16 protein-coding genes are annotated in these 15,629 nt (G+C 68.3%); 6 read left to right on the top strand and 10 right to left on the bottom strand.

Annotation, left to right across the window (positions count from 1 at the left end; translation table 11 throughout):
* The first annotated feature begins 131 nt into the window (after nucleotides 1-131).
* The 3 genes from GUI43_RS10630 (at nucleotide 132) to GUI43_RS10640 (ending at nucleotide 1,614) form a co-directional block, all read left to right on the top strand.
* Nucleotides 132-470: a type II toxin-antitoxin system RelE/ParE family toxin gene (locus GUI43_RS10630; RefSeq protein ID WP_205780040.1), complete on the top strand. Its 339-nt coding sequence runs from the start codon at nucleotides 132-134 to the stop codon at nucleotides 468-470.
* Complete coding sequence (locus tag GUI43_RS10635; protein WP_112582320.1) at nucleotides 467-766, top strand: helix-turn-helix domain-containing protein; 300 nt, start codon at nucleotides 467-469, stop codon at nucleotides 764-766. Before GUI43_RS10630 ends, GUI43_RS10635 begins: the two co-directional genes overlap by 4 nt.
* A gap of 83 nt (nucleotides 767-849) precedes the next feature.
* Entirely contained in the window at nucleotides 850-1,614 is a 765-nt protein-coding gene (locus GUI43_RS10640) for an alpha/beta fold hydrolase (protein WP_112698699.1), read from the top strand.
* A 59-nt stretch (nucleotides 1,615-1,673) separates the two neighbouring features.
* On the opposite strand, the gene GUI43_RS10645 is transcribed toward GUI43_RS10640, so the two are convergent.
* The 4 genes from GUI43_RS10645 to GUI43_RS10660 all read right to left on the bottom strand — a co-directional run bounded on the left by GUI43_RS10645 (nucleotide 1,674) and on the right by GUI43_RS10660 (nucleotide 7,721).
* The gene (locus tag GUI43_RS10645; RefSeq protein WP_112698700.1) at nucleotides 1,674-4,757 is read right to left on the bottom strand and encodes a DEAD/DEAH box helicase; all 3,084 of its coding nucleotides are present in this window, start codon (nucleotides 4,755-4,757) and stop codon (nucleotides 1,674-1,676) included.
* Between the two features lie 247 nt (nucleotides 4,758-5,004).
* Nucleotides 5,005-5,565: a GNAT family N-acetyltransferase gene (locus tag GUI43_RS10650; RefSeq protein ID WP_112582317.1), complete on the bottom strand. Its 561-nt coding sequence runs from the start codon at nucleotides 5,563-5,565 to the stop codon at nucleotides 5,005-5,007.
* Nucleotides 5,562-7,118 carry a helix-turn-helix domain-containing protein gene (locus GUI43_RS35210; RefSeq protein WP_502322460.1) on the bottom strand — a complete coding sequence of 519 codons (1,557 nt, stop codon included), beginning with the start codon at nucleotides 7,116-7,118 and terminating at the stop codon, nucleotides 5,562-5,564. Before GUI43_RS35210 ends, GUI43_RS10650 begins: the two co-directional genes overlap by 4 nt.
* An 84-nt stretch (nucleotides 7,119-7,202) precedes the next feature.
* Nucleotides 7,203-7,721, bottom strand: coding sequence for a flavoprotein (locus GUI43_RS10660; RefSeq protein ID WP_112698701.1), 519 nt, complete (start codon nucleotides 7,719-7,721; stop codon nucleotides 7,203-7,205).
* A 219-nt stretch (nucleotides 7,722-7,940) separates the two neighbouring features.
* Here GUI43_RS10660 and GUI43_RS10665 point away from each other — a divergent pair, with 219 nt between their 5' ends.
* On the top strand, nucleotides 7,941-9,044 hold the full coding sequence (locus GUI43_RS10665; protein ID WP_249037712.1) for an FAD-binding oxidoreductase: 1,104 nt from the start codon (nucleotides 7,941-7,943) through the stop codon (nucleotides 9,042-9,044).
* A gap of 68 nt (nucleotides 9,045-9,112) precedes the next feature.
* On the opposite strand, the gene GUI43_RS10670 is transcribed toward GUI43_RS10665, so the two are convergent.
* A complete protein-coding gene (locus GUI43_RS10670; protein ID WP_146765887.1) occupies nucleotides 9,113-10,588 on the bottom strand; it encodes a peptidase M16 family protein in 1,476 nt (491 codons plus the stop codon).
* Between the two features lie 76 nt (nucleotides 10,589-10,664).
* Complete coding sequence (locus tag GUI43_RS10675; RefSeq protein WP_112698704.1) at nucleotides 10,665-11,549, bottom strand: cellulose binding domain-containing protein; 885 nt, start codon at nucleotides 11,547-11,549, stop codon at nucleotides 10,665-10,667.
* A gap of 206 nt (nucleotides 11,550-11,755) precedes the next feature.
* On the opposite strand from GUI43_RS10675, the gene GUI43_RS10680 reads away from it, so the two are divergent.
* Nucleotides 11,756-12,661: a hypothetical protein gene (locus tag GUI43_RS10680; RefSeq protein WP_146765888.1), complete on the top strand. Its 906-nt coding sequence runs from the start codon at nucleotides 11,756-11,758 to the stop codon at nucleotides 12,659-12,661.
* A gap of 65 nt (nucleotides 12,662-12,726) precedes the next feature.
* Here GUI43_RS10680 and GUI43_RS33465 read toward each other — a convergent pair whose 3' ends face one another.
* Both GUI43_RS33465 and GUI43_RS10685 read right to left on the bottom strand, forming a co-directional pair.
* Nucleotides 12,727-12,948, bottom strand: coding sequence for a hypothetical protein (locus GUI43_RS33465; RefSeq protein ID WP_030331398.1), 222 nt, complete (start codon nucleotides 12,946-12,948; stop codon nucleotides 12,727-12,729).
* A 78-nt stretch (nucleotides 12,949-13,026) separates the two neighbouring features.
* A complete protein-coding gene (locus GUI43_RS10685) occupies nucleotides 13,027-14,097 on the bottom strand; it encodes a YwqG family protein (RefSeq protein ID WP_146765889.1) in 1,071 nt (356 codons plus the stop codon).
* Here GUI43_RS10685 and GUI43_RS10690 point away from each other — a divergent pair.
* Nucleotides 14,096-14,674: an 8-oxoguanine DNA glycosylase OGG fold protein gene (locus GUI43_RS10690; protein ID WP_146765890.1), complete on the top strand. Its 579-nt coding sequence runs from the start codon at nucleotides 14,096-14,098 to the stop codon at nucleotides 14,672-14,674. The genes GUI43_RS10685 and GUI43_RS10690 overlap by 2 nt on opposite strands.
* Nucleotides 14,675-14,679: 5 nt before the next feature.
* On the opposite strand, the gene GUI43_RS10695 is transcribed toward GUI43_RS10690, so the two are convergent.
* Together GUI43_RS10695 and GUI43_RS10700 are read right to left on the bottom strand one after the other, a co-directional pair.
* A complete protein-coding gene (locus GUI43_RS10695) occupies nucleotides 14,680-15,048 on the bottom strand; it encodes a DUF4180 domain-containing protein (protein WP_112582310.1) in 369 nt (122 codons plus the stop codon).
* A complete protein-coding gene (locus tag GUI43_RS10700) occupies nucleotides 15,041-15,493 on the bottom strand; it encodes a helix-turn-helix domain-containing protein (RefSeq protein ID WP_112582309.1) in 453 nt (150 codons plus the stop codon). The genes GUI43_RS10695 and GUI43_RS10700 overlap by 8 nt, the downstream gene beginning before the upstream one ends.
* Between the last annotated feature and the right edge of the window lie 136 nt (nucleotides 15,494-15,629).

Genomic DNA, 15,629 nt, shown 5'->3' on the forward strand with positions numbered 1-15,629 from the left:
CAGGCGGCCCCGACGTTGTTGCAGCTCTAGGCGCGGCAAGAGCATCGCCGAAGTCATCGCCGACACGCGTTCGATGAAAGTTCGGGGGGAACGATCCAACCCATAGCATCGGTGCTATGGGTTGGGGTAGCGTGGAGCTGGAACCAGAGGTCCGAGACTGGCTGGAGGAACTGCCAACTGCCGACTTCGCCCGAGCGGCGTTTTACATCGATCTATTGGCTGGCCGAGGTGTGTTGCTCGGAGAGCCTCACAGCAGACAGCTCGACGGCAAGTTGCGTGAGCTGCGGTTTTATCTGGAGCGCGACGCGGTTCGCGTGACGTACTGGATAGCCTCCGACCGGAGGATCATCCTGCTCACGGTCTTTCGCAAGACGCGAATGCGGGAGGACCGGGAAGTCGAGCGGGCCCGCCGCGCATTTGAGCGGTGTGTGGCGGAGCGGCACATCGTGAACGAGGGGGCAGAGCGATGAGTGATCGCCTGGACTGGAACGACCTGCGTGAGCGCCGGATGGCGGAGCCAGGGGCAGCCGAGACCTACGAGGCCACTCGGATCGCCTTCGAGCTTGGTCAAGAGGTGCGCCACCTGCGCGAAGGGCACGGTTGGAGTCAGAGCCAGTTGGCGCGCGCTGCGGGGATGACTCAGTCCGCGGTGGCCCGCTTCGAGGCAGGCGGGACAGTGCCGACCCTGCCGGTTCTGGAGCGGCTAGCCCGGGCCCTGGACCGAAGGCTGGACGTCAGGTTCGCCTCGAACGCGGACGCGGCCTGACCGCCTCCGCCGGCCTATCGCGATCAACGCCAGACGTATTCGCGTCACGGAAGCCAACGGTCGTTGATCTAGGATTCCAGGTCATGCGGGAGTTCTTCACGGTTGAGGGCCGGAGGCTCTCGTATCTGGACTTTGGCGGTTCGGGTTCTCCCCTCCTGGCTCTACACGGGCACTACAACGAAGCGTCGGCTTTCGCGCCGCTGGCTGAGGCGTTGGCACCGCAATGGCGGGTGATCGCGCTCGACCAGCGTGGGCATGGAGAGTCCGACCGTGCCGAAAGCTATGAGCGGGACGATTACGTTGCCGACGTCGCCGCGCTCCACCATCATCTGAAGGTCGGCCCTGCCGTGGTGCTGGGTCACTCACTGGGCGGGGTGAACGCCTACCAGTACGCCAGCCGGCACGCCGATCGGGTCACCGCGCTGATCGTCGAGGACATCGGCGCGGTCGTGGACTGCGACTGGTCGTTCACCACCAGCCTTCCTCGCCGCGCGCCATCCCGTGATGCGCTGACCTCGGCCCTGGGCGGGGCGGCGCCCTATCTGGAGTGCTCCTTCCGTCAATGGAAGGACGGCTGGGGCTTCTCGTTCGACATCAATGACACGGTGGCGTCCCAGAAGGCGCTCAACGGTGACCACTGGACGGACTGGGTAGCGCTGACCTGCCCCACCCTTCTGATCCGCGGAACACGCAGTGACGAACTGGCGGCCGATCACGCCCGCGAGATGATCGCCCGTCGCCCCGGCCAGGCTCGGCTCGTCGAGCTGCCAGCAGGTCACGTCGTGCATCACGATGCTCAAGCACAGTTCGCCGCTACGGTCGGTGCCTTCCTGTCCGAGCTCGATTGAGCCAGGGAAGTTTCGGCCCTGCCTCGTGAGCTGCGAGACGGTCGAGGTCCGCGAAGGCATTATGCGGCGATCGTTCGGGCGGTGGCGTACACGTCGGCGGGTAGGGCGTGGTGGAGTTGCCACAGGACGCGCATGGGTCGGTCACCGGTGTGCGACTCGTACGTCATCGTGCCGGCGTAGAGGTACGGCGGCGCGCCCAGGTCGCGGTCGGCGATGCGGGTCTCCCGCACGAAGAGGTGCACCGTCGAGCCGCCCGACGTGTAGCGCTGCCCGGTCGCCGACGCCGCAGAGGTGGTGCTCTGCGACTCCCACTGGAACAGGGTGTCGGTGATGGCGCGGTCGGCGTACATGGTGGTGGGGGAGTAGTGGGCCTCTGACTTGACCAGGGTGACGAAGAAGAGGTCGGCCTGGGCGTCCGGCAGCCATTTCACCCCCTCGCGCAGCGACCCCGGGTTGGTCATCCCGAAGGCGGCGCAAGCCTCGTTGCGGCTGTACCGGGCGTGCACCCGCAGCGGCACCACTCCCGGAGCCGCGGTCGGCGTGACCCGGTGGATGCGATCCCGCAGCACCTCGGCGACTTGCCGCAACTCGGCGCAGCGAGCCGGCTCTTTCCACAGTCGCGTCAGCCGTTCGTCCCGCGTCGCGAGGGGGGCGTTCGGTCCCCAGAGGCTGAAGTGCAGCATGTCCAGCAGTCGGCTGTTGCCCGCGTACACCTGCTGACCTGGCGCGGGCGGTCCGGCAGCGACCCTCGTGAGTAGCTCTAGCCGGTCGATGTCGTCGGTGTGCAGCATGCGACCGATGGCCCGGCCCAACTCCCGGTCGTCGGGTCCGGGCGCGGACGTCTCGATGCCGGCGAGCCGGCGCAGCCCGGCCCAGCCGCCGAAGCTGGCCGATCGGTACACGTCCTCGATCTCCAGGCCGGTTTCGCGGAGGAACGTTGCCAAGCTGACGTCGCCGAGTTGGCGCAGCTCAGAAACGAGGCCGGCCTTCGAGGTAGGCAGGGCCGATCGCAGGTTGGCGAGCACGACTTCCTTCGCTACCCGGTCCAGCTCGACGTGACAGCCGCTGGGCAGGTTCGGGAAGTCGTCGCGGACCGCCTCGGTGATCGCCCGCCGGCTCACCCCGGTCAGGGCGCGCCACCGCAGGTCGAAGCGGAAGTTGGCGTGCTGCCCGCCGATGAAGTCGAGCACCGTGAGGCAGGGCTTGTCGTCGTCGAGGCGTAGGCCACGGCCGAGCTGTTGTAGGAAGATCGTGGCGCTCTCGGTGGGCCGCAGCATCAGGATCGTGTCGACCATTGGCAGGTCGACGCCCTCGTTGAAGAGGTCCACGGTGAAGAGCACCCGCAGCTTGCCGGCCTTGAAGTCCCGCAACAGCCCCGCCCGATCGGTGCCGGCCTTTGAGGTCACCGCCGCCGCCTCGACACCGTGCTTTCTGAACCAGGCGGCCATGAACTCGGCGTGCCCGATGCTCACGCAGAATCCGAGCGCGCGCATCCGCCCGACGTCCACCTTGTCGCGGACCGCCCGCAAGACCGTCCGCGCCCGAGCATCGTTGCCGGTGTAAATGGTGCTTAACTGCGTCGGGTCGTAACCCTGGCCGCGCTTCCAGGTGACGTGCGACAGGTCAACGTCGTCGTGCAGCCCGAAATACTGGAACGGCGCCAGCAACTGCCGCTCCAACGCGTCCCACAGGTGCAGCTCAACGGCCGCGCGCCCGTCGAACCACCGGCGAACGTCGCCGCCGTCGGCCCGGTCGGGGGTCGCGGTGAGGCCCAGGAGTACGCGGGGACGCAGCCGCTCCAACAGCCGCGTGTACGTCGGCGCTTCCGCGTGGTGGAACTCGTCCACGATCACCATGTCGTACGCCTCGGGGTCGACCTCCCGGCGGTGCAGCGACTGGATGGAGGCGAAAACGTGCTTCCAGCCGTTCGGTTTCTCGCCCGCGACCAGCGTCTCGCCGAAGCTGCCGTCGCCCATCACCTGCCGGAACGTCGACAGGCTCTGCCGCAGGATCTGCTCCTGGTGAGCGACGAAGAGCAGCGAGTCTGCACGGCCCGCCTTGTGCAGTCGGCGGTAGTCGAGGGCGGCCACCACCGTCTTGCCGGTGCCTGTCGCCATCACGACCAGGTTGCGCCAGCGCCCGTGCACCAACCGCTCGGCGTCCAGGTCGGCCAGGATCTCCGCCTGATAGGGGTACGGGCGTACGTCCAGATTCGAGATCGCGGTCGGTGCTTCGTCGCGGCGTTCCCCGCTCAACGCGTGCCGTAGCCGTTCGGCGTCCCGGGCCGCGTCGTAGGTCTCGAACGCCGGATCGTTCCAGTAGTCCTCGAACGTCGCCGTGAACGTGTCGATGACGTGCGGCTGCTCCATGTTCGAGATGCGGACGTTCCACTCCACGCCATCCACCAGTGCGGTCTTCGACAGGTTCGACGAGCCGACGTACGCGGTGGTGGTGCCGTTGCGGCGGCGGAACAGCCACGCCTTGGCGTGCAGGCGGGTGGTCCTCGTTTCGTACGACACCTTGATCTCGGCGCCCAGCTCGGCGAGCCGGTCTAGCGCTCGCTGATCGGTCGCGCCGAGGTAGGTGGTGGTGATGACGCGGACCTTGCCGCCTCGGGCGATCAGCTCGCGGATCGCTGGCTCGACGATGCGCAGGCCGTACCACTTGATGAACGCGCAGAGCAGGTCGACGCTCTCGGCCGACGCCATCTCGTGGTTGACCTCGTGGCCGATGCGGGGCTGGTGGCGGCCGTTGACCAGTAGCGCGCCTGTGGAGAGGGGAGTGGTGGGGCGCTGCGGGAAGGTGGCCTCCGCGGGTGGGATTGGTGGGGCGGCGATGGCGTGGAGCAGGTGTTTGGCGTCGGTCACCTGGTCCTGTTGGGTCGCTGCCTTGGGGCTCAGGGTGGCGATGGCTTCGGCGATCTGGTTCGCCATTGCGATCTGGTGGTGGAGCTTGTCGTCGCCGTTGGGGACGGACTGAAGGGCTCGGGCGGCCAGGGTGGCGATGTGGCGGGCGAGGGTTTGGTGGGCGTCGGCGGGGTCGAGTTTGTGGTGTTGGATCAGGGCGGGGTCAACGTGCTGGAGGCGGGTGGCCAGCTCACGGGTGATCAGGTGCTCGTAAACACCCCGCTCAAGATCCGTCATCCACGCAATCTAATCGGTCGTGGCGCTGAGGCGTTGCCCTGACTAGGCGAGGAATTCCGCGCGTCGGATCATCGGGAGATGAATATATCGGTGTCCAAGCCTGATGGAACCGATGCCTTAACCAGCCGATGGTGCTCTGGCTCTCGACGTTCGCGCGGCCAGGATGCTAATCAGGGCGGATGGGTCTGTGCATCTATCGTCGATGCTCCTCGGCTCGCATCGAGCGTCAAACCCGGCGGCTCCGCGGCTAGCCAAAAGGACGAGGGCAAATCGGGGCGGTGCGGACCATGACATCGAAGGTTGGTGCGGTTTCCCAGTGGGGGCGCAGCTTGGTGACCTTGCTCCAGCCCCAGGAGCGGTACGCCATCTGGGCGGCAGCATTGTCCGGACGGACCAAGAGCGTGGATCGCGGTTCAGCCCGGCCTGCGACCAGCTCGTCGTGCAGCGCCGCCGCAATGCCCTTACGTCGCCAGGCGCGGTGTACCAGCAGCTCGCTGATCGCGAAGGTGCGTTTCCCGTCCTCCTCGGTGAACCCGGGCGGGACAGGCTCATGGATGCCCTCCCACCACCGCGTTTGCGAAGGTAGCGGAAAGCCATAGATGTAGCCGACCAGGGCCCCATCGACCGATGCGGTAATCAATTCCCATCCAACTCGCTGCATATGTAGGCCAAGCTGACGCCGGTAGCGGTCCTCGCTGTAGAACTCGCCGCCACCCGCGTAGACCTCCAGGTAGAGGCCCACGAGCTGATCGAGGATTTCCATAGCCTCGTCGGCGCTGTGATGACGAAGTTGCAGGCCCTCGATCACAGGCTCACCGCCTGGTCGTAGGCGTCGACGAACTGGCGGGTCGTCGTGGTCGCCTGCCGTGGCGTCGCCAGACTTCCGCGCACCTGCGCGAGATGCTGGCTCACTCGTTTCGAGCTGATCTGGCCCACGGCAGGCAGGACATCCAGAGCGATACGTGCCGCCTCGTTGACGTCGCCCTGTCGGTATGCCGCCTCTGAGAGCCGCACCGCGTAGTAGACCTGGTTCCGTCGATGGCCAGGTGATGGGTTGTCGGTGATCGCGCGTAACGACTGAACAGCGCGCTCGGGTCTGTCGAGGGCCAGATAAGAGAGTCCTTCGATCCCGATCAACTCTTGGTGGTTCACGAAGTGGACGAAACCCTGGTCATCCTCGTGAGTGCCCCGGTCCAACTCCCGGCGCGCCTTGGTCATCTCGCGGCTGAAGCCACTGGCATCCCTGAGGACGGCGTAGGCGTGCGCCCTGCGCAGGTGCAGCAAGGTGGTGAGCCGAGGTGTTGCCCAACCAGCGGACACCCGTAGAGCGGCTTCGGCGCAGTGCAACGACTCGCCAGGTTGGCTCTCGCGGATCAGTAGGGACAGATGCGTGAGGGCACGAACTTCCACTCGTGGGTCATCCGCGATTCGGGCACGAGTGATTGCCTCATTGAGGTACGGCCTCGCCGCAGACCGGCGTTCGGCGTCGATGGCCAGCCAGGCCGCCTCGATGGAGAGATCGGCCAGGGCGCTTTGGAGCGCGTCGCCGACCTCTCTGCTGTAGCTGGCCCGCGCCGCCCAAGCCGACAGCCTGGTGTGCACTTGGATGGCGACGTCGCAGAGCAGGTCTGCGCCTGCTACCGCGTCTGCCCGCCGGAGGTCATCGACCAGGGAGCTGGCGAGCTGCACCTGCTCCATGCCGATTGTCCTGGGCACCTCGGCGGGCCCCGCGAGTAGGTACGTGTGACCACTCGCAGCGAGTCCCGTGAGCGCAGCCAGTACGTTGAATCGTCGACGGTCCGTAGCGCCACCCCCTTGGCTTGATGCCTCCTCCACGCTAACCGCCACGGCGGCCCGTCCGCCTTGCTCGGTTGGCAGATCCTCGCCATATGCGCGGTCGGTGCCGTCTGGGATGAGGCTCGTATCGGTCCAGCAAGGCTGACCAGGAAGGCGGAACCAAAGGTGTTCTGCGGGTACCCGCAGAAGCTGTGCCCAGTGCGCCAGCCGGTCCAGATGCACCAGCGGTGGTCCGTTTTCCACCCGACTGAGTTGCGCCTGCGTGATCCCCAGCCACCCCGCCACCACTGACTGCGGCAAGGCGACCCGCCCGTGGTACGGATGGCACCGGTACGCCCGGATCACCCGCCCGAGATGCCGCTCCATCAGCGCGAGTCGTACCGGCTCGTGCTCCCAGAAGCCTGCCGGGACCTTCGGCGGCGAGCTCAGCCGGTCCCGCTCGGCGGCCTGGCACGGCGTACACCGTCCGCTGTCGTTGTCCCGGGCCAGCCGTCCGCCGCACCGAGGGCAGTTCGCATGGGTCACCGGCGGCTCCGTCCATCTCGCCTCATCGAGCGTATCCATTGAACACGCTGCGTGGAGCGCTGGTATACGCGCGACGCATATCGTCAAAGGACCGCCGGACAGGGGAACGGACGGCAGCTCTCCTCAGCCCGGGCGTACCGCCCGCAGCGCCTCGACGACCACGCTCCAGCGCCCCGGCCCGTTCACCGACTCCAGCGGCTTCCCGTCCGCCATGACCACGCCGGCAGCGCGCAGCACCGCCAGGTGACCTGCGTACGCGGGATGGGCGGCCAACTCCGCCTTGGTGTGCGGAAACGCGATGATTGGCAGCCTCGCCCCCAGCGACTCGTTGAGGACGCCGAGCGCCAGCGTGTCGTTGATGCCCAGCGCCCACTTCGTCACCGTGTTGAAGGTGACCGGCGCGGCCACCACCACATCAGCCGGCGGGTGCGGCTCCGGGTCGCCGGGCATCCGCCACTCCACGCGTACGAGATAGCCGGTCTTGTCTTGCAGCGCGGCCCGGTCGAGCCAGGTCGCGGCGGTCGGGCTGACGATCATGCACACCTGCCACCCGTCGGCGATCAGGAGGTCGACCAGCTCGTCGATGTGTTCCGCCGGACCCGCGGCGCAGACGACCAGATACAGCACCGGGCGTTCCGTCATGCCCGCAGTCTGCCCGATTCGACCATCGCGGCGTCGAGCGCATACCGATCACGCATGCCGCCCATGATCGCCGTGACATGCCGTTGTGCCTGGTCAGCCGCGACAGTCGACGCATGGCCCGGGGCGGGTGCCTTGTCCCGGAGTTGCGCCGGCCCTCAACGGCGCAGCTCCTCTCGCCCGCCCCGGTGCCAGCCCATGAATCAACAACTTGGAGCCTGCATGCCCACCGTTAACGACGACCACCCGGCTCGCGTGGGCCTGGCCGCCGTCTGGGAGTCGGTCGACATGCGGGCCGCCGCCGACTTCTGGTGCACAGTCGAAGACCGAAGACCCGGGCTGCTCCCACACCGCGACGCGCCGCTGTTCTTCACAGCGCTGGGCCGCCTCCTGGTCGGCGGCAACGACCCGGCGAACCGGGCGGCGCTGCTCCGGGTGCTCGGCCACGCGTACCGTCACTTCGACCTGCTCCCGCACGCCACCACAATCGGCGACGCGCTGCTCGCCACCGTGGCCCGCCATGCGCGCCCACTGTGGACGCCGCGGCTCACTGTCGCCGCCGAGCGCGCCCTGTACCGCGCCACGCACGCTATCCACCGCGCCGCCGCGCAGGCCAGTGACGGCCGGGCCTGGTGGCACGTCGAGGTGATCGGCCACGATCGGCCGTCGCCCGACATCGCCATCCTGACGGTACGTCAGTGGCGACGACTGCCCTTCCAGCCAGGTCAGGCCGTGCCGGTCTGCACGCCGCGCCTGCCAGGGCACTGGCGCTGGCTCTCACCGGCCAACGCCCCACGTGCGGACGGCACCGTTGAGTTGCACGTCCGCGCCGTACCCGCCGGCACCGTCTCCCACCGCCTGGTCGATGAGGTACGCCCCGGCGAGCTGCTCTGGCTCGGCCCACCCGGCGACACCGGGCTGAGCCTCGACCCGGCGAGCGCGAACGATCTGCTGCTCGTCGCCGGTGGCACCGGCCTGGCGCCGCTGCGCGCCCTGGTCGAGCAGGTCGCCGCCGTACCGAACGGTCGGCGGGTGACGCTGATCGTCGGCGCGCGCACCTTCACCGACCTGTACGACTCGATCGCCCTCGACAAGCTGCAATGCGCCCACGACTGGCTGACCATCGTGCCGGCCCTCTCCGACGACCCCTGCGCGGAGCCGGCCGAGCAGGGCGACGCCCTGACCATCGCCCTCGAACACCACCGGCCCGGCCAGGACATCTACCTCTGCGGCCCACCCGCGATGCTGGCCGACGCGCGGCCACGGCTGTGCGCACTCGGCATCCCCGCCGCACGCATCCACCTGCCCAAAGGCCTCACCTGCTGATGGCTTGCTTACCGGACCCACACTGACCGGCCGGCCTACGCGCGCCGATCATGATCCCCGACGTTCGGTTACCAGTTGGAACTGAGCTGCTTGACGGCCTGGCGGAAACGCCGCGGCGGCAGGACGGCCCGGAGCTTGTCGGCAGCGTCAGCGAAGTCCGAGATCGTGGTGACGCAGCCGTGGCCGAGGTGGGCGAGCCGGATGACGCCAAACCGCTCGACCACGAGTGCCTGGGACAGCGGGACGGTGTGCACGTTCCCGTCGCCATCCACCGTGGAGATCGTGTCGATGCCGATGACCAGCTTGCCCTTGTTGTGGAACCGCTTGGAGAACGGCGGCCTGACGACCTCACCTGCGGGCACGAAGCGGGTGGTCGGGCAGGAATCCTCGGTGGCGCGAGGAAGGTCGGGTTTCGACCCGTACGGCACGACGATCATGGCGCTTGAGAGCCAGCCCGACACGATGTCCCGTGTCGCGTCCGGAGTAAGCCCAGTCAGCTCGCTGAGTGATTCCGAGCCGTAGAGCTCAGCCGTGCCGAACAACTCCTGGTGGGCCAAGGGTTGAAGATCGCTGATCGACTGCATCCATTCGTTGTCGCCCTCCATGGCCATGCGCTGCGTTGGCACCCGGTCGGCGATCTCCACTCGATCGATCCCATCGGCGGCAAGCCGTTGCAGCTCGGCCCAGAGCAGCTCCGCCGCGACGGTGGCGTCGAAATTCTTGCCCTTCCTGCCGAAGTCTGGTGTGACCCTCAACCCGAGCTCGTGCCGCGTACTGTCGACGACCTCGCACATGAATTCCGCACCGGTGGCCACCCCGGCCTCGTCTACTGCCTCAGCGACTCGCGACCGCAGTGCCCACATGAGAACGACAGCTTCCGCGCTGGGTTCGACACCGACCGTCAGCGCGACGCCGCGGACCTCGTCGGCGTACCAGATCGGCCCCATTTGGTTGTTGACGATTGGCGTGCTGCGGGTGACTCGCGGGCCGGCGGGCAATGGGAGTCGCATCGCCTGAGGCGGTTCGCCCGTCACTGTGAGGACCGCGTTGCCGCTGGTGAAGAATCTTTCGACGTACCGTCGGATCTCGTCCGCCGTGAAGAGCTTGTAGTCCACTGCGGGCCAGCGCGACAGGCCGTATCCGCTCGGCCCGAAACGCCGCGACAGCAGCGCTCCCCACGGGTCGCGCAGACCTTCTTCGATGTTCGAGACGTACCGGCTGTCCGCATTGAGGTCCGCGACCGCGTCGGACAGATCCTCGGGCGGAAGATTGCTGATGGCCGAGCAGATGGTGGCGAGGTGCTCCGCTACCTGACCCGGTGGGCCGCCTGCGAGGAATGACGTGTCGTTCATCCAAATGTTGTCCTCGTGCTTCTCCGCGACGTGATCCTCCGTCCAGTCCACCAGGTGCTGCACGAGATGGGTCAGGCCGATGGAGTCGATCTCTTCGTCGCGGGCACCGCACCCAAACGTCAGCGACGCTGCCAAGGTGCCAGGCACATCGCGTTGGATGACAGCAACTCCGTCTATCTCCTCGCGCCGCATGAGCGGATCGTAAGGTGACCGGTCAAGCCACGGGCTGAGGCGTTCAACAGTCAGAGGACGCGGTGCCGTTGGCGCGTCAACTGATGGTGTCGCCGAACTCGCGTACCCCGTCGACGTCCAGCGTGATCCGGTCGTTCTCGGTCCACTGGCTGGTCGCGGCGAGCCAGCTCGGGTCGTCGCGTTCGTCGATGTCGCTCCAGCTGTGCCGGTGGTGCCGCAGCTGGATCGGCCCGGTCGACTGGCCCGGCGCGAGCGTGCCGTCGGTGAAGGTCAGCTCCACCCAGCCGGGGACCGGCGTTCCTGGGATCGGGTAACCCGGCGGCGCTGGCGTCGTCATCCCGCCGGGCGGCCCGCCCGGCGGGATGAAGAACTGCACGCTCTGCCGGATCCGGTCACAACCCAGCGTGGCCCAGTCGCAGTTCGGCACCAGCGAGGTGTTGCCGCCCTCGAAGCGCAGGTGGTAGCGCACCCGCACCGTGCTCAGGTCGAGTGGTCCGGTGCCGGTGTTTGTCACCTTCAGGAGGTGCTGGATCTGGTTGTTCGTGGGGGACCAGTCCAGGTTGAGGTAGCTGACCGTCGCGCGACCGGCCGCGGTGCGCACTGTGGTGGTGGGCGACGTGTCGGAGTAGCCGCCGAGCGCTCGGGCGGCAATCGCGATCCGGTACGTCGTGCCGGGTGCGAGGTCGGTCAGCGTGATCGTGGTGTCGGTGGTGGAGCCGAGGAAGCGGTACGTGTTCGGCCCCAGCGGCACCTGCACCTCATAGTTGATCGGCTGCTCCGCACCGGGCTCGACCCAGGCGGAGGGCGCCCAGCTGAGCGTGAGCTCGTGCGGTTCGTTGGCCACCACCGTGGGGGTGCCGGGGGTGCTGATCGCCGGGCCGTCGGCACGGGCGGCGTTCACGGCGAGCAGGCTCGCCAGCGCGGCGAGGGCGATGGTGGCGGTGACGCGGCGAGCAGGCATAGCCGAATGGTATGCACAAGCATCGATGCATGTGCATCGTCCGTCAGGCCAGTGGCGCCGAAAACGGATCCAGTCCGTTACGCGACGTAGTCGGCTTGGAGATAATGCCTGGTCAGCTGGCTACCTAGCGTGAACCCGTCATCACGAACGGCCTGGACGTCGGCGTCTCACCTGCCGCCCGTCTGGGCCTCAGACGGGAGAAACACATGCGTGCTCAGAACAAAAGCCGGCGGTACGGCGCCCGAGCGTCCGTACTCGTGCTCGGTCTTGTCGCGGCCGGAGCGGTGCTCGCCCCGGCGAGCCCGGCGTCCGCCGCGGTCCCAGGTCTGGTGCGGGTCGCCGCGACCAGCGTCAACAACTCGACCGACTACCACAGCGTCACAGCGACCTGCCCGGTCGGGAAGGTGCTCACCGGCACCGGCTACGAACTCAACGGCGTCACCGGCGAAGGCGTCGTCGACGACCTGCGCCCCAACGGTGGCGTCGCCACGGCACCGACCGCGGTCACCGTCGGCGCCTACGAGACCGAGGCGTTCGCGGGAAACTGGTCGGTGACGGCGTACGCGATCTGCGCCAACCCCCTCGCGGGCCTGGTCCGGGTGGCCACAACCAGCGTCAGCAACTCGACCGACTTCCGCAGCGTCACCGCGACGTGCCCGGTCGGGAAGGTGCTGACCGGCACCGGCTACGAGCTGAACGGGGTCACCGGTGAAGGTGTCGTCGACGACTTCCGGCCCAACGGCGGCGTCGCCACGGCGCCGACCGCTGTCACCGTCGGCGCGTACGAGTCGGACGCCACGGCCCTGAACTGGTCCGCGACCGCGTACGCGATCTGCGCCAACCCCCTCGCGGGCCTGGTACGCACCTCCGCCGTGGGGGCCAGCACCTCCCTCGACTTCCGCAGCGTCACGGCGACCTGCCCGGTCGGGAAGGTTCTGACCGGTGCCGGCTACGAGCTGAACGGGGTGACCGGCGAGGGCATCGTCGACGACTTCCGCCCCAACGGCGGCCCCGCGACCGCCCCGACGTCCGCGGCGTCCGGCGCGTACGAGGAGGACGCGTTCGCCGGGAACTGGTCCGACACGGCGTACGCCATCTGCGCAACGCCGTAGAAACCGCTCAGCCGGTGCAGCCGCCCTGCGAACGTGCGAGCCGCTGCACCGGCTGAGTGATCGGCTCAGGAGCCGCCTTGGCGCTGGATCCGCCCGTCGCCCGAAACCTTGGCCCGGCCCAGGTCGCGTTCGGTGCCAGCCGGGCCGGTCGCGGTGCGGCGGTGCCGTTGGTCGGGCGAGTGCTCCACGGGCGAGCCCTGGCGGCCCGGAGCGCCGCTGCCCGAATGCCGCCGCCCTCGCGCCGACTCGCCGCCGCTGTCGTGTTTGTTCTGCTTGTGGCTACCCATGGAACGCGCGTACCCGGTCACTGTGCGGCTAGTCCTGACCCCTCGTCAGCTCCAGTGCCGCTCCGGGAGCGAGCGGAGTCACGGATTCCAGTAGACGAGGACGCTGGCCTGGTCGAAGCGGCGATCCTTCAGGTCGGCACGCTGGATCACCCAGTGGATGCTCGCCCCGCCTTGTCTGCCGCCGTGGAACTCGGCCAGCACGACCCAGTCACCATGGTCCGACTCGTCGTGGCCGGACCGGCCCGAGGGGTTGGCGCCCAACCACGCGGGGTTGAAACCGTTGCAGTCAGTGCCGTAGCCGCCCAACAGCAGCGGCGTCGTCCCGTCCTCATAGGAGAACGGGCCGTCCGGCACGTCGTCCAGGACTTTCTTCCACACCTCGGTCAGCTCTTCGAACGGGGGATCTCCCGGCAGGGGCGGAGACCACGGGGGCCCCGGGATCGTCTTGACGTAGGGCAGAGAGATGTCGACGGTGAGGTGCAGATCGCCCTGCGGGATCTCCGTGTAGACCTCGGCGAACTCCTCGTCGTCCGGAGGAAAGTCAGGCGGATACTGCTCTCGTTCCTCGACCGCCACGCCTGCCGGCACATACCTGACCTCGCCCCAGCCGCTTTCCTCGGGCCAGCCGAACAGCAGCAGTTGGCCGTCGGACGGTAGTGGAAGGTCGGTCACGTCTGCCGGAAGAGCAGCGCAGTCGATGGTGGCGATCAAGGGGTACTCGGGGTCCTCGGCGTCGGCCGGAAGCATCACCGGCCCACGGATGGCGCCCACTACCGGCCCGTCACCCCCCTGTGTCAGAAAGGCAGACGGGCGGGCGAGCCCCAGCCAGCGTTCCACGTCGGCGGCGGGTATGCCGCGGCGCAGCGCCTCGGCGCGGACCTGATCGATGATCTTCACGTTTCGGGGAAGCACGGGAGCACCGTAGGTCAACAGTGCGACGTTCTCGACCCCGCCGGATGCCGGTTGCCCGCAAGACAGGAGCACCTGCGGTCGATACCGCGATTTGCCGTCGGCGGACGGCAGGTGGAAGCGCCTGACCATAGCGTCCGAACCACGGAGTTCCGCGAGCGCGCGATCTGGGGAGGCGACGATGCAGGCGACCGAGGGTCTGGTGTTACCGGGGGAGCGGGCTCCGGTCAGGTTCAACATGGACAGGTGGCGGGCCGGGCTACCACCGGATGCGTGGCCCGACACGCTGCGAGCGAGCGGGGAGCTCTGGCGGCGGGACGTCTTCGCGGTGGCCGACGCGTACCGGGCGGGGTCCGCGAGCCCACGGCACCTGCTGACGGCCGTGCTGGCCTGGGCTTACGGACCCATCGGGTACGGCCCGTGGCGCGCCGCCAGGTCGCTCGACGCCGATCCGCACGGCAAACGCCTGGGGTACGCGCTGGAGGAGGTGTCCACGCCCGCCCCCGACGAGGACGCGCTGTGTTCGGCGTACCGCCGCTTCCGCGACCCCGATCACGCTCGCCTGCCGTGGTTGGGGCCGGGCCTGTGCACGAAGGTCCTCTACTTCGTCGGCTACCGGCGCGGGGTGGGCGGCGTGCAGCCCCTGATCCTCGACCGTGTCGTGGCCGGTCAACTCCCCGCCGAGGCGGGTGTCGGCCGGCGCAACGGGTGGTCGTCCGAGGAGTGGCTGGCCTATCTGCGGTGGGCGGCCGAGCAGGCTCGGATCAGGGGAGTGGAGCCGGACGCGGTGGAGATGGCGGTCGTGCCCGACCGGTGAGGTGGCTATCGCGCCGCGCGGAGGCGGGTGTCGAGCGCGTCGAGGTCGGGGACGAACCAGATCTGCCCACCCTGGTTCGACTCGTGCACCAGCGCGCGCAACGCGGAGCTCTCCGCGAGCTGCGCCGAGATGTCGCCGACGACGGCCAGCCGCACCCGGTAGTTGACGAACTTCTGCATAACGTCGCCGGCGAAGCGGGTGCCCAGCGAGAAGAAGCGTTCGTCGAGCCGGTTGGCCGGCACGGCGACCACCTGGGCGCCGAGGAACGCCGCCCCGATCAGGTCCAGCGCGTCCTGCTCGGTGGCCAGCGGCGGCCCCGCCGGGTCGCAGACCAGCACCGGCACTCCGGCGCGTTCCTGGATCTCGTCAGGCATCGTGGACCTCCCGGTCGAGCAGGCCGTTGTCGGCGTTGAGCACGGCGTCGAGCAGGTGCAGCAACTCGGCGGTGGCGGCCGGGTCACCCAGAATGATGATCTTCATGCGATGGCGTTCCTCGTCGTACACGGTCTGCACCCGCAGCGGGTTGGCCTGATCGTGGCCGGTGTTGGCGCTGGTGAGCACGAGCGTGCCGAGCCGGTCGGCGGCGGCCCTGTCGACACCGTCGATCTGGACGATGCTCGACACCTCCGCCTGCCTGCCGACGCTCGGCGCGGTCGGGGTCTGTCCGGTGAGGGCGTCGAGATCACTGGCGGCGATCCGGTACTGCTTGCCGATCCGCACGGCGCGCAGCCGACCCGAGCGGATGTAGCCGCGCACGGTGCGCACATGCAGGTTGAGCCGGTCGGCCACCTGCTCAACTGAGTACATTTCTTCCGTCATCGCTCCCTACGCTACCCCAATGGGGGAAGTATAGGGAACGATGGGGCCGACTCGTTGGCGACATCAGCTCCAAAGGCTCCGAACCCACCTGGACCGGCGATACCCCGCGAGGCGTTCCGCCGGCTAACTCGCTCGC

Source organism: Micromonospora noduli (assembly GCF_003264365.1).
In the GTDB taxonomy this organism is placed as follows: Bacteria; Actinomycetota; Actinomycetes; order Mycobacteriales; family Micromonosporaceae; genus Micromonospora; species Micromonospora noduli.

Bases quoted from the DNA above. Each gene is read 5' to 3' on its own strand.
- GUI43_RS10635 (WP_112582320.1), top strand. From the start codon at position 467: ATGAGTGATCGCCTGGACTGGAACGACCTGCGTGAGCGCCGGATGGCG.
- GUI43_RS10640 (WP_112698699.1), top strand. From the start codon at position 850: ATGCGGGAGTTCTTCACGGTTGAGGGCCGGAGGCTCTCGTATCTGGAC.
- GUI43_RS10645 (WP_112698700.1), bottom strand. From the start codon at position 4,757: ATGACGGATCTTGAGCGGGGTGTTTACGAGCACCTGATCACCCGTGAG.
- GUI43_RS35210 (WP_502322460.1), bottom strand. From the start codon at position 7,118: ATGGATACGCTCGATGAGGCGAGATGGACGGAGCCGCCGGTGACCCAT.
- GUI43_RS10660 (WP_112698701.1), bottom strand. From the start codon at position 7,721: ATGACGGAACGCCCGGTGCTGTATCTGGTCGTCTGCGCCGCGGGTCCG.
- GUI43_RS10665 (WP_249037712.1), top strand. From the start codon at position 7,941: ATGCCCACCGTTAACGACGACCACCCGGCTCGCGTGGGCCTGGCCGCC.
- GUI43_RS10670 (WP_146765887.1), bottom strand. From the start codon at position 10,588: ATGCGGCGCGAGGAGATAGACGGAGTTGCTGTCATCCAACGCGATGTG.
- GUI43_RS10675 (WP_112698704.1), bottom strand. From the start codon at position 11,549: ATGCCTGCTCGCCGCGTCACCGCCACCATCGCCCTCGCCGCGCTGGCG.
- GUI43_RS10680 (WP_146765888.1), top strand. From the start codon at position 11,756: ATGCGTGCTCAGAACAAAAGCCGGCGGTACGGCGCCCGAGCGTCCGTA.
- GUI43_RS33465 (WP_030331398.1), bottom strand. From the start codon at position 12,948: ATGGGTAGCCACAAGCAGAACAAACACGACAGCGGCGGCGAGTCGGCG.
- GUI43_RS10690 (WP_146765890.1), top strand. From the start codon at position 14,096: ATGGACAGGTGGCGGGCCGGGCTACCACCGGATGCGTGGCCCGACACG.
- GUI43_RS10685 (WP_146765889.1), bottom strand. From the start codon at position 14,097: ATGTTGAACCTGACCGGAGCCCGCTCCCCCGGTAACACCAGACCCTCG.
- GUI43_RS10695 (WP_112582310.1), bottom strand. From the start codon at position 15,048: ATGCCTGACGAGATCCAGGAACGCGCCGGAGTGCCGGTGCTGGTCTGC.
- GUI43_RS10700 (WP_112582309.1), bottom strand. From the start codon at position 15,493: ATGACGGAAGAAATGTACTCAGTTGAGCAGGTGGCCGACCGGCTCAAC.